Below are 11629 nucleotides of genomic sequence, written 5' to 3'. Positions count from 1 at the left end.
GTCGGGCGGAGTTCGCCAGTTTGCGCGACCCTACGCCAGGGACCGTCATGAGGCGCCGTCCGGTTTCATCCGATTTGGACGGTCGGCGAACTTCCTCATCAAACCTTCCTTGCTACTGACGGACTTGGTCGTGGACCAGAAGAACGGGATTAACTACCGAATGCAGCTGATGATCGTTATTTGTAACTCGATAATCTGTTTCCGAAACTGGAAACCGAAAGCTATCGAGAACAGCAGGCCGTACTCTCCAATGATGCTGCGAACTTGGTTTTCGATATCTCCTCGGATCCCGACCGACCGAGGTCGAACCACTAGAATAGCACGGGTCCGTTGAATCTCTTCGCTCTTGACTTCACTTCCCGGTACCAGCCGACGTCAACTCGGCCAGTCCCCTAGCGTCATTCTGATCGCTGTTTCTCAGGCGATTTGCGAGTACGGCATGTGCGTGGCGAGCATCGACAACTGGAACGTCGACGCGTCGCAGTTCGTGCGAAAGCCAGCTCGCCATTGCGCCGGTCTCAAACCCGATACGTTCGGCATTTGGTGCCACGCTTGGGAAGCAGTTCAGTCAATGCCCCGGCTCGGATTTAGCTTTGCTTTCGAACGTTACCCGCCCCCGCTATAGTCGATCCCACATACTGAAGCGTCCTTTTGCGAGACGTCGAGCCCGACGTACCGCCTCATGGTAGCGCTGCGAATCGGTTGATCGCGAGAGCTCGACGATAATAGGATGACCTTAGTTCAGAATCGTCGATCGCAGTTACGTCATAGTTCCCAAATTTGCATGCCGAACGACACCGTCGTGCGAACGCTGCACATCCAAGACGGGATGACGGATGACGGCTTCGGATATCGCCGGAAAGCCTGGCGCGCGTCGATGTGGTTGCCCAACAGCTCCTAGAGCCCGACCGCCATGATCGAGTCGCTGTTGGAAGACGAAGTCGACCCGCGTCGGATCGTGGGGATAAGGGAAAGATCGTCGGAGCAAAGTCGCTGCTTCGCTCGAAACACGTCTAGTCCATCCGGGCAAAAGTTTCAGGTGGATGGTCAGCTTCGAGGTCGTGCTCGGTTCAATCTCTGGCATCGACACTAATCTCTCTCGCGCTCAACCCCCGTGATTCGCAGACGTCAAAACCGGTTAAGCCGGTCAGGCCATTCGACTGCGCTGATACGTGGCAAAGTGTTCCATTCAGATGCGCCAACGGCATCGAAACGATAACCGATTGTAATTGGCGAAGCTGCTACGGATGCATTGTATCACGCGATAGGCGCGCCACCGACTTTATTGGGCACTAGCCGTTTGCAACCAATCTAGAAAGAGCTCTCGACCCATACATCCGAGGCTGTCGATTTCAGGAGATCGGGAACTTGAAGGTCAGTTTCATCGCCTACGCCAATCCCACCAATTTTCTGCACGTTGCCGCGAAGCTGCTGCCGTGGCTGTGGGGGTTGACGGCGTTAGCCTTTGCGCTCGGCCTCTTCGGTGCGTTCACGGCACCACCCGACTACCAGCAGGGCGAGATGGTGCGCATCATGTACATTCACGTTCCGGCCGCCTGGGTGGCGATGCTGGCCTATACGCTGATGGCGATCTCGGCGGTCGGCTCGTTGGTTTGGCGCCATCCGCTTGCGAATGCGGCGCAGAAGGCTGCCGGGCCGCTCGGTGCCGCCTTCACTTTTACTTGCCTCGTCACCGGCTCCCTCTGGGGCAAGCCGATGTGGGGCACGTACTGGGTGTGGGACGCCCGGCTTACTTCCGTGCTGGTCCTTTTCCTGATCTATCTCGGTCTGATCGGACTCTGGCAGACAATCGAGGACACCAGCAGGGCCGCGCGGGCCGCATCGATCATGACGCTGGTCGGGTTCATCAATATTCCTATCGTCAAATTTTCGGTCGACTGGTGGAATACCCTCCACCAGCCAGCCTCTGTATTCCGGATTGAAGGCTCGACGATCGCCGGCCCGATGCTATGGCCACTGCTCGTCATGTCGCTTGCATACACGCTTCTATTCGCGACGCTCCACGTTATGGCGATCCGCAACGAAATCATGCGGCGCCGCGCTCAGCGGCTCGCGATCATGCTGGCGGCCGTTGGCGAATCCGCTGGGGCCCGACTGCAATCGGTCGAAACTGTTTCCTGAGGGTGCGATGGCTCAGCATGGCGGGTTCATCGTGGCAGCTTATCTGGTGACGGGCACGATCCTGATCGGGACGATCGCGGCAATCCTCTTAGACTATCGGCTTCAGCTGCATGCGCTGGCCCGCCTTGCACCAGGCCGTCTCGGCAATCGCTCATGAACGACACTCCTCCCTCGAAATTCCTCTCACCCGATATCGCGGCCACTCGGCACCGCTTGGTCCGCATTGTGGCGGCGGTCCCGAGTCTGGTTTTCCTGGGAATTGCCGCACTGCTCGCGGTGCGGCTTGGCGTCGACAACCCGTCACTCGTGCCTTCGGCCCTGATCGGCAGGCCAGTGCCGCAATTCGCGTTGGCGCCGCTTGAAGGGCTCGCCACACCCGGGCCGCCCGGCCTGTCGAGCGCCGACCTGAAGGCAGGGCATGTGACGCTTGTGAACGTGTTCGCGTCCTGGTGTGTCGAATGTCATAACGAGCACGAGGCACTCATGGCCTTGTCGCGTGAACCGGCGCTGCGGCAGCATGGGGTAAAGCTTACTGGCATCATCTACAAGGACGATCCAGGGAGTGCGCGGAGCTATCTCAATGCCAAGGGGACTCCGTTCGCACAGGTCGGCATTGACCCGTCCGGCAGGACCGGTATTGATTTCGGCGTCTATGGCGTCCCCGAGACCTACGTAGTCAAAGGAAATGGGACCATCGCCTACAAGCTGGTGGGCGGCATCTCCGACGCGACGCGTCCCGCTTTGATGGCAGCAATCGCAAGCGCGCAACGGCCATGACGGCTACTTTGCCAAGTCTCGATCCATATACAACAGGTCTAACAAGTCTGATCTTGTCCGTACGCGCGGCGTCACTGGCCTGCGCCACAGGCAGGCGATCGATCGGCTCGAAGGAACTGCACTACAGGAGCATTTTGGTCGTAGAGAATGGCGAGCGTACCATCTTTTGCAAGGTCACGCGTTCGCGGAAGTCGGCGGTAGAGGACCTTGAGACATGCTTTGGCTTGCCTTCGCAATGATGACGGCCGCGGTCTCGCTGGCGCTGCTCCGGCCGCTCTCGGCGCGGCAGGAAGAGCGTAACCCGCGCGCTTCTGACATCGCTTTCTATCGAAGCCTATTGGTTGAAACGGATGATGATGTCCGCCGAGGCTTAGTCGCGGCTGAGGATGCCGCGGCGGCGCGAGCCGAAATTGCGCGCCGGCTGCTCGCCTCCGTCGACTCCGTGCGGAAGGATCGGCCGCATGCATCGGTGCGACCGAGGCGCATCTGCGCCCTTCTGACGGTTGTTGTGGTGCTGCCGTTTATCGCTCTGGCGGTTTATCTTAGGGTGGGCGCGCCTAACCAACTTGACATGCCAGCATCACGCCGGACGGGTGCAGAGTTCAACCCCACGGCTATAATCCCCAAGATCGGGGCGCATCACGCGGCCGACCTCAACGACGGACACGGCTTCCAGGCGCTCGTGGTCGAGCAAGACGGCAGCACAGAAAAAGCAAGGCAACTCTGGCAGGCGCTACGAGCGGATTCGCTATCCGACGCGCCGTGGATGGATGCTGTGCATCCGCATTTGGCTGTTATTGCCGGAGCGCCGCAGCCGGGCGTGGAGGCCGCGCGGTCCGGCTTAGACAGTACCGGCGTTGCGGCGCCGCCTCCAGAGCAGAGGGTGGAGGTGACCAGTGCGATGGTGGAGGGACTCGCTGGGAAGCCCGCGAAGAACGATCACGATCTCGACGGGTGGCTGCAATTGATCAGGGCCTACGCGGTCGCGTGTAAGCAAGAGAAGGTCGAAGAGGCCGTGGCAAATGCGCGGGTTAGGCATTCGGACAACATGAAGCGTTGGCACGCGTTGATGGGTTCGTCAAACAGCTCGGGCTGAAAGGACAAATTTTGGCAAGAAAGAAAAGGCGCCTTCTCCTCATCGGCGCGGCTGGCATAACTTTGGCGATCGCGATGAGTCTCGTACTCTTTGCGCTACGCGACAGCATCGTCTTCTTCTACGGGCCGACCGAAATGGCCGAGAAAGCGCCGCCGTTGGGAACGCGGCTGCGGATCGGCGGGCTGGTGGAGCAGGGCTCACTGATACATGAGGGCCCGTCGACCGTCACGTTCGCGGTGACCGACCTTAAGAAGCACATCAAGGTCATCTACACAGGATTGCTACCCGATCTCTTCCGGGAAGGGCAGGGTGTCGTGGCCGAGGGCACGGTAGAAGGTCTAAGCCTCTTCCATGCCGACACTGTGCTCGCCAAACATGACGAGCGCTACATGCCCAAGGACGTGGCCGACAGGCTCAAACGGCAGGGTATTTGGCGTGACGGCGAGCAGTCCGCGCAGACACAATAGAGTTGCCGTTTATGGTTCATATCAGCGTCCAGGAGTGACAGGGTGATCGTCGAAACGGGACATTATGCGCTCGCCCTAGCTTTAGCGGTCACACTGCTGCAGTCGGTTCTGCCGATCTGGGGTACTCGCCGCGGCGATCTCGGGCTCGCCTCGATGGCGGTGCCTTCCGCGATTACCCAATTTGCGCTGGTGGCCTACGCCTTTGCGGCGCTGACCTACGCTCATGTGGTGTCCGACTTCAGTCTCGTAACGGTCGTTGAGAATTCGCATACCACCAAGCCGCTCGTCTACAAGATCGCGGGCGTCTGGGGCAATCATGAAGGATCTATGCTGCTCTGGGTCTTAATCCTGGCGATCTTCGGAGCCGCGGTGGCGAGCTTTAGCCGCGGCATGGCAGATGAACTGCGGGCCAATACGCTGGCGGTCCAGGGTTGGATTGCGTTTGCCTTCCTACTGTTCATTCTGCTCACATCCGACCCCTTCGCGCGCCGATTTCCCGCACCCTTCGAGGGGCAAGACCTCAATCCGTTGCTTCAGGACCCTGGCCTCGCGATACATCCGCCGCTGCTCTATCTCGGCTATGTCGGCTTCTCGATTGTGTTCTCCTTCGCGGCGGCGGCGCTGATTAGCGGCCGCGTCGATGCCGCCTGGGCCCGATACATTAGACCATGGGCGCTGATCGCCTGGAGTTTCCTGACGCTCGGCATCGCGATGGGTTCTTACTGGGCCTATTACACCCTGGGCTGGGGTGGATTCTGGTTCTGGGATCCGGTGGAGAATGCCTCGTTGATGCCCTGGCTCGCGGGCACGGCGCTGCTGCATTCTGCGGCCGTCATGGAAAAGCGAGACGCGCTCAAGATCTGGACCATCTTCCTCGCGATTCTCACCTTCTCGCTTTCGCTGCTCGGCACGTTCCTGGTCCGCTCGGGCGTGCTTACCTCGGTGCACTCCTTCGCCAGCGACCCATCACGCGGCCTCTTCATCCTGGCGATCCTTATCCTCTTTATCGGCGGGTCGCTCGTTCTCTTCGTTTGGCGCGCTCCGGCCTTGCGACCCGGCGGCCTGTTCGCGCCTGTGTCTCGGGAAGGCGCGCTCGTGATCAACAACCTGATGCTGACCATCTGTTGCGGTATCGTCCTCACCGGTACCCTTTACCCTCTGGTACTTGAGACCTTGACCGGCGACAAGATTTCGGTCGGTGCGCCTTTTTTCAATCTGACCTTCGCCCCGTTGGTCCTTCCCATCCTGCTATTAATGCCGATCGGCCAGTCGCTTTCTTGGAAGCGCGGCGACTTTCTCGGCGCAGCGCAACGGGTGATGGTTGCGGCGGCGGCGGGCGTGGCCCTTTCACTAGTTCTGGTGGCGGCCCTGCGTGGCGGCCCGATCCTCGCTCCGATAGGTGTGGGCTTGGCGGTCTATCTGATCCTTGGATCGTCCAGCGAACTAGTGTCGCGGATCTGGGCCAAAGGGCAGGCCTGGCGGGTGACTTTGGCCCGCGCGACTGGGCTTCCGCGTTCGGCTTGGGGCACGGCTATCGCCCACGCGGGGCTCGGCGTGACACTGTTGGGGCTCGCCGCAACCGGTTGGGGCGTGGAACAGATTGCGGCGGTCAAGCCGGGGCAGACGGTCGATCTCGGACTCTATCAAGCCACCATAGTCAAGCTTGAGGAGCGACAGGGCCCCAACTATTCCGAAATAGGGGTCCGTGCGATTATCAGCCAGGGTGGGTCGACGGTAACGACGATTGAACCGGCCAAGCGCACGTTTCCGGTGCGCCAGACTACGATAATGGAAGCGGGCATCGTGACCCTAGGTTTTGGGCAGGTCTATATCTCGCTCGGGGACCAGCACCCGGATGGTTCGATCGATGCCCGCATGTTCTGGAAGCCGCTCGTTACGTTAATCTGGATTGGCGCGATCGTGATGGCGATCGGAGGAATTGTGTCGTTGTCCGATCGGCGTCTCAGGATCGGCTTTGCGCGTCGTGCCATTCGCGGCCGCCTCTCTGGCGATCCTGTAGCGCCGCAGCCCGCAGAATGACCGCGCTCCGTCGCTTTCTCATTCTTTTGGTCGTGTTCGCGGGGCTCGCGCCCGGTCTGGCGAGCGCGGTCCAGCCCGACGAGGTCCTCGCCGATTCAAAGCTCGAAGCGCGCGCGCGGGGAATTTCCGTTGGGCTGCGCTGTCTTGTCTGTCAGAACCAGTCGATCGACGATTCGAGCGCTGAGCTTGCGCGGGATCTCCGGCTACTGGTTCGCGAACGTCTGAAGGCGGGCGACAGCGACGCGCAGGTGCGCGATTTCCTGGTGCGGCGCTATGGAAATTTCATCCTGTTGAAACCGCCATTCGACTCGGAAACCGCCCTACTCTGGGGCACGCCGGCCCTCCTGTTTGTGGCAGGCGCGATCCCGCTTCTTCTCGGACTGCGCCGCCGCAGGCGGTTCCCGCCGCCTGATCCGCTGAGCCAAGCCGAGTGCGACCGGCTCGCGTTGGTATTGAACGCCGATATTCCTTCAGAGTGATTTTGGGATTAGTCGGATCGTTTTATCTTGCGATATGCACGTGCCGAGGCATTTCACCTCTTCCCTTCAAGCGTCGACTCGAACGGCGGCGTTAGTCATACCGCGCCACAGATTGGAGCCGTTTCACTGACGTGATCCGCTTCGGAACGAACTTATTTCCACCGCTTGCTTCCTTTATTCCGCCGCCCCGCGAAGCGCGGCGGCTGCAGCGATCGGCGCGAGCGCAAAGGACGCGAGACTAAGCGCGCAGAGGATCAGAAAGGGCGTTAGGAATGACACCGTCCCACTCGCCGCCGCCGAGGCCGCCGAGACGCTAAAGATCATCACTGGCACCGCCAGCGGTACGACAAGAATCGAGAGCAGAAGGCCGCCGCGTCGCAACGTGACGGTAAGAGCTGCCCCGATCGCGCCCAGAAAAGTTAGAGCTGGTGTGCCTACTAGCAGGCTCACGGTCACTCCCCCGAGCGCCGGGCCATCCAGGGCCAACATCAGGCCGAACAGAGGAGAGAGGATCACCAGCGGCAGCCCTGTGGCGCACCAGTGAGCTAGGCACTTTACCAGGACAACGAGTTCTAGAGGTGCCGGTGACAGAAGCATCTGGTCTAGCGAACCATCCTCGTGGTCGGCTTGGAACAACCGGTCAAGGCCTAGCAGAGTCGCCAGGAATGCTCCGAGCCACAGGATGGCCGGACCGATTCGCGATAGCAGGTTCAAGTCGGGTCCGATCGCGAAGGGCACGATCGTGACGAGACCGAGGAAGAAGATTATCGCGAGAGACCCTCCGCCGCCGATGCGGCGCGATAGCACGAGATCGCGGTAAAAAACGGCTAGAAGAGTATCTGTCATGGCCTCCATCCGCCGCCGCCATAGCGGTGTGACCGTCTCCCTTGAGGAAAAGGATCGGCCAGGCCTTGTTTCTCGCTCCGGGGCGTATGGAAGCGAAGCAGGCGGGCAGGGCGCCGCGGCACTGCTCTCATTGCGCCTCAAGCCTCAGTTCGAGGGCCCCTGGCAGACCGAGTGGTTCGTGGGTCGCGGCAAGCACTAAGCCGCCGCGTCCGAGATGATTGGCCACAATACCCATCAGCATGACACGTGCGGCTCGGTCTAGTGCGGTCAATGGCTCATCGAGCAGCCATAGAGGGCGGTCAGCGGCCAGGAGTCGGGCCAACGCGACGCGGCGGCGCTGACCTGCCGAAAGATAGCCGACCGGCAGGTCGACAACGTGCGCGAGCTCGACGCGGTCGAGCGCCTCCCGAGGGGGCAGCCGGGCCTGCCCAGAAAGGGTCAGACCGAATTGGATGTTTTCGCGAGCGGTCAGCGCGGACTTCAACCCGTCGAGGTGACCCACGTAGTGGACGCGCTCTGCGAGAGGCGCCAGATCCTTGGCCCCCCACTCGTTCAATGACGCGCAGCCGGACGCCGGAGGTAAGAAGCCGGCGATCACACGCAGCAGGGTTGATTTGCCCACGCCATTTGAGCCCGTTACTTCGCCGAGCTGTCCGGCGTCCAGCCGTAACGATACGCCACGGAGTACGGTGCGCCCACCGCGCACGACCCAGAGGTCCGCGACTTGGAGATGGCAGGATTGTGTGTGGCTCATCTTCGCTTTCAGTCAGCTATGCCCCGCGCCGTTCGCGTTTTTAGAACGCTCCCCTGCTTGCTTCTCGCTCGCGGCGGCGCGAGCCCAGGTTGGCATCACATCGCGTGAGAGATCCGACTTAGCGGCACGGGTGCCAGACGTGACGCCACGTTTGGGCCGATGACTCCGACCCCGTCGATGGCGGAACTTCGGTGGCTCGGCCCAGGCTCGCCTCTTGGCCGAACCATCGGAGCGCCCTGTTCGCGTGTGGCCGAGCACCCGCTGTCGAGAACCCAACTCGCCCAGGGACACGGCTCAATCCAAAGCCAGGGTATCCCAGGTCTCGACGAGCGCTGCCGTTAGCTTGGCTATGTGTGCCGCTCCGTGGAGCGGCGAGGGCGTGATGCGCAAACGCTCGGTGCCGCGTGGGACAGTAGGGTAGTTGATCGGCTGGATGTAGATGGCGTGGTGCTCAAGCAGGTGATCGGCAGCCGCCTTGCACCGCTCTGCATCACCGACCATCACCGGCACGATGTGAGTGTCGGTGGCGAGCACCGGCAGACCGGCGGCCTTGAGCGCGGCCTTTGTTGCAGCCGCCTGTCGCTGATGTGCCTCGCGCTCGGCATTCGAGTGCTTGAGGTAGCGCACGGAAGTGAGGGCAGCGGCGGCAACCGCAGGCGGCAGGGCTGTGGTGAAGATGAAGCCCGAGGCGAAGCTGCGTACCGCATCGCAGATTGTCGGCGAGGCCGCGATGTAGCCCCCGATGCAGCCGAAGCCTTTGGCGAGGGTGCCCTCGATTACATCTACGCGGTGCATCACCCCGTCGCGCTCGCTGATCCCGCCGCCGCGGGGGCCGTAAAGGCCGACCGCGTGGACCTCGTCGAGGTAAGTCATCGCGCCGTACTGATCCGCAAGGTCACAGATCCTGCCGATAGGTGCCACGTCGCCGTCCATGGAGTAGACGGACTCGAACACGATGAGCTTAGGGCGGTCGCCCGCCTCCTGTAGCAACGCCTCAAGATGGCCGTGATCGTTGTGGCGGAAGATCCGCTTCTCGCAGCCCGATTGACGGATGCCTTCGATTATCGAGTTGTGGTTGAAGGCGTCGGAAAGGATCAAGCAGTCCGGGATCAGCTTGGCGATCGTCGAGATGCCGGCCTGGTTCGAGATGTAGCCCGAGGTGAAGACGAGGCTCGCCTCCTTGCCGTGCAAGTCGGCGAGCTCGCGCTCAAGGTCCACCAGTGCCGAGTTATTTCCCGCGATGTTGCGCGTGCCGCCCGCGCCGACGCCGCAGCACCGGGCAGTCTCGATCATCGCGGCCACGACCTCTGGGCGCTGCCCCATGCCGAGATAGTCATTGGAGCACCAGACCGTGATCTCGGTGGTCATCCCGTCGGGCCGGCGCCACTTGGCGACCGGGAAGCGGCCAGAAATGCGCTCGACATCCGTGAAAACACGGTAGCGCCGCTCATCGTGCAAGCGATCGAGAGCCCTGCGGAAGTGACGCTCGTAGGCTTGGTGCGCGCCCTTCGTGTCGCCCGGCCTGGACGCGACCCTTGCGGGCAAGTGCATGGCTGGCGCTCCTTGCCCCGACATCGCGCTCAAGCACGGACATGCTTCGCCAGCACGAGCGCGAGTTTGAGGTCTCGCCAGCAATTCCGCCCCTATAACGTGATCTGCCATCTTTGCCAGGTCCTAAAGCTGAAGCCCCGGTTGTCCATGGCTCATTATCTTTCAGGCCCTCTCGTCTCGCACAAGTTATTGTTTGTATGCCCCCTGATTATTGCCATGCGCGTCGGCTAAATGCGATCTCTGGTGTGAACTTGCAAAGGCAAGTAGCGCGATCCAGCCACCTCCATGACAAGAATGCAGTCCGCTACCTTGTGCCTTGCGTTCGGTCGCAAGCACATGCGGGGCTGCGCTTGTGGCGCGACAGATGACGCCATGTTTTGTTTTGCGCATTGTGCCATGCTGCTTGCCCCAATCGAAGATGCATTCGATCATCGCCCGGCGTGATTGCGGCGTGCCATAGCCTTGGTGGCGCGTGGTCCGCCCGTCGACGGCGCTCCAGCGGCTCTTGCCAGTTTTGGTGATGCCGTTGTTCTGCGTCACGTACGGCGCGACGGTGAAGGCGCGAAGATTGGCCACATGATAGGCCGTATGATAGGCTTTGTCCTCACCGGCAGTGATACGGTGACCTTGGCCTTGATTTTCAGCATCCGTTCCGAGGCACGACGCTCGGCGGTGCCGTTGGCGAGAGTGAGTATGCCGGTTCTTCATGGTGGCGTGGCCGATGTGGGAGAGCTTTGCCTCCCACCCCGGCGGGCTTCGCGAGGGCGACCGTCGGGATTACTAGTCCGCGCATGCGTGTCGTTCTTGCACTCCTGGCCATGAAAGCTCGCGCCGTCGCTGTCATCGCTGCCGTCCTTGGGGCGGAAGCTCTTCCGTGAAGCCCAGGCTTCAATCAACGTCCTGTCCAAAATGCTCGTCCGACAATAGCGACACGATCCGAGGATGGTTCTTGTTTATGAGCTTCGTAAACACGTTGTGTTTCTGCGGCCGCTCACGGTTCTTCGTGAAGCGGGGCGGGTCCCAGACCGGATCGTCCGGCGACAGCCCCACGAACCAGCAGTACAAGCGATTGCAGTCCAATTGCTAGATCAGCTGTCTTTCGACCGCATGCCGTAGAACGCCTGCACAGCAATTGCTCCGGAGAGATCGAGGGGCATCCTTCGGTCGAATAGAGCGTATCAAAGTTACGGTTCAGCTCGCCAGCACATCACGGACAAGCGTTCGACTCTTCTCGGCGGACGGTTCGGCGGCACCAACGTCTCGGCGAGATGTACGACAACAGCCGGCCCTGATCCACAAATGTGCCCCGCATACGAGCCTCCACCAATTCATGATAAAAAAGTGAATCAGCAAATTCTCGCTACGGCGAGGTTTTTCAGCAGACTGCTAGTGAGTGCTGGACTAGCTACACGCTCTCGACGTTAAGCGCAGAGATCGCCTCATCGAGCTGCAACATTCACGATTGCCACCGCCTTAC

At 61.1% G+C, this 11629-nt stretch carries 11 protein-coding genes and 1 pseudogene; 7 read left to right on the top strand and 5 right to left on the bottom strand.

Annotated elements, in window-relative coordinates; genetic code table 11:
• Positions 1-28: 28 nt before the first annotated feature.
• Positions 29-684 (bottom strand): annotated as a pseudogene (locus AC5ZGW_RS26605) (IS110 family transposase); the annotation flags it as partial.
• A gap of 684 nt (positions 685-1368) precedes the next feature.
• Between AC5ZGW_RS26605 and AC5ZGW_RS26600 the strand changes: the two are divergent.
• From AC5ZGW_RS26600 to AC5ZGW_RS26570, 7 genes are all read left to right on the top strand, one after another.
• Entirely contained in the window at positions 1369-2142 is a 774-nt protein-coding gene (locus AC5ZGW_RS26600) for a heme ABC transporter permease (protein ID WP_130224853.1), read from the top strand.
• Between the two features lie 7 nt (positions 2143-2149).
• Complete coding sequence (ccmD, locus tag AC5ZGW_RS26595) at positions 2150-2299, top strand: heme exporter protein CcmD (protein WP_130224855.1); 150 nt, start codon at positions 2150-2152, stop codon at positions 2297-2299.
• Positions 2296-2919 (top strand): DsbE family thiol:disulfide interchange protein, encoded by a 624-nt coding sequence (locus tag AC5ZGW_RS26590; protein WP_130224857.1) that lies wholly within the window; start codon positions 2296-2298, stop codon positions 2917-2919. Before ccmD ends, AC5ZGW_RS26590 begins: the two co-directional genes overlap by 4 nt.
• 214 nt (positions 2920-3133) lie before the next feature.
• A complete protein-coding gene (gene ccmI, locus AC5ZGW_RS26585) occupies positions 3134-4015 on the top strand; it encodes a c-type cytochrome biogenesis protein CcmI (RefSeq protein ID WP_245474610.1) in 882 nt (293 codons plus the stop codon).
• An 11-nt stretch (positions 4016-4026) separates the two neighbouring features.
• Entirely contained in the window at positions 4027-4482 is a 456-nt protein-coding gene (ccmE, locus tag AC5ZGW_RS26580; protein WP_130224923.1) for a cytochrome c maturation protein CcmE, read from the top strand.
• Between the two features lie 42 nt (positions 4483-4524).
• On the top strand, positions 4525-6522 hold the full coding sequence (locus tag AC5ZGW_RS26575) for a heme lyase CcmF/NrfE family subunit (RefSeq protein ID WP_130224859.1): 1998 nt from the start codon (positions 4525-4527) through the stop codon (positions 6520-6522).
• Positions 6519-7001 (top strand): cytochrome c-type biogenesis protein, encoded by a 483-nt coding sequence (locus tag AC5ZGW_RS26570; protein WP_130224861.1) that lies wholly within the window; start codon positions 6519-6521, stop codon positions 6999-7001. Before AC5ZGW_RS26575 ends, AC5ZGW_RS26570 begins: the two co-directional genes overlap by 4 nt.
• Positions 7002-7175: 174 nt before the next feature.
• On the opposite strand, the gene ccmB is transcribed toward AC5ZGW_RS26570, so the two are convergent.
• From ccmB to AC5ZGW_RS26550, 4 genes are all read right to left on the bottom strand, one after another.
• Positions 7176-7847, bottom strand: coding sequence for a heme exporter protein CcmB (gene ccmB / locus AC5ZGW_RS26565; protein WP_130224863.1), 672 nt, complete (start codon positions 7845-7847; stop codon positions 7176-7178).
• Positions 7848-7974: 127 nt separating this feature from the next.
• Positions 7975-8601 (bottom strand): heme ABC exporter ATP-binding protein CcmA, encoded by a 627-nt coding sequence (gene ccmA, locus AC5ZGW_RS26560; protein ID WP_130224865.1) that lies wholly within the window; start codon positions 8599-8601, stop codon positions 7975-7977.
• A 294-nt stretch (positions 8602-8895) separates the two neighbouring features.
• On the bottom strand, positions 8896-10152 hold the full coding sequence (gene hemA, locus AC5ZGW_RS26555; RefSeq protein WP_130224867.1) for a 5-aminolevulinate synthase: 1257 nt from the start codon (positions 10150-10152) through the stop codon (positions 8896-8898).
• Positions 10153-10338: 186 nt separating this feature from the next.
• A complete protein-coding gene (locus tag AC5ZGW_RS26550; RefSeq protein ID WP_130224869.1) occupies positions 10339-10860 on the bottom strand; it encodes a hypothetical protein in 522 nt (173 codons plus the stop codon).
• Positions 10861-11629: the final 769 nt, after the last annotated feature.

Source organism: Bradyrhizobium sp. Crot121 (assembly GCF_059512385.1).
Note: the sequence above shows the minus strand (reverse complement) of the source record. Positions and strands in the feature narration are given on the sequence as shown.

Bases quoted from the DNA above. Each gene is read 5' to 3' on its own strand.
- ccmI (WP_245474610.1), top strand. From the start codon at position 3,134: ATGCTTTGGCTTGCCTTCGCAATGATGACGGCCGCGGTCTCGCTGGCG.
- AC5ZGW_RS26590 (WP_130224857.1), top strand. From the start codon at position 2,296: ATGAACGACACTCCTCCCTCGAAATTCCTCTCACCCGATATCGCGGCC.
- ccmA (WP_130224865.1), bottom strand. From the start codon at position 8,601: ATGAGCCACACACAATCCTGCCATCTCCAAGTCGCGGACCTCTGGGTC.
- ccmB (WP_130224863.1), bottom strand. From the start codon at position 7,847: ATGACAGATACTCTTCTAGCCGTTTTTTACCGCGATCTCGTGCTATCG.
- AC5ZGW_RS26550 (WP_130224869.1), bottom strand. From the start codon at position 10,860: ATGAAGAACCGGCATACTCACTCTCGCCAACGGCACCGCCGAGCGTCG.
- AC5ZGW_RS26570 (WP_130224861.1), top strand. From the start codon at position 6,519: ATGACCGCGCTCCGTCGCTTTCTCATTCTTTTGGTCGTGTTCGCGGGG.
- hemA (WP_130224867.1), bottom strand. From the start codon at position 10,152: ATGCACTTGCCCGCAAGGGTCGCGTCCAGGCCGGGCGACACGAAGGGC.
- ccmD (WP_130224855.1), top strand. From the start codon at position 2,150: ATGGCTCAGCATGGCGGGTTCATCGTGGCAGCTTATCTGGTGACGGGC.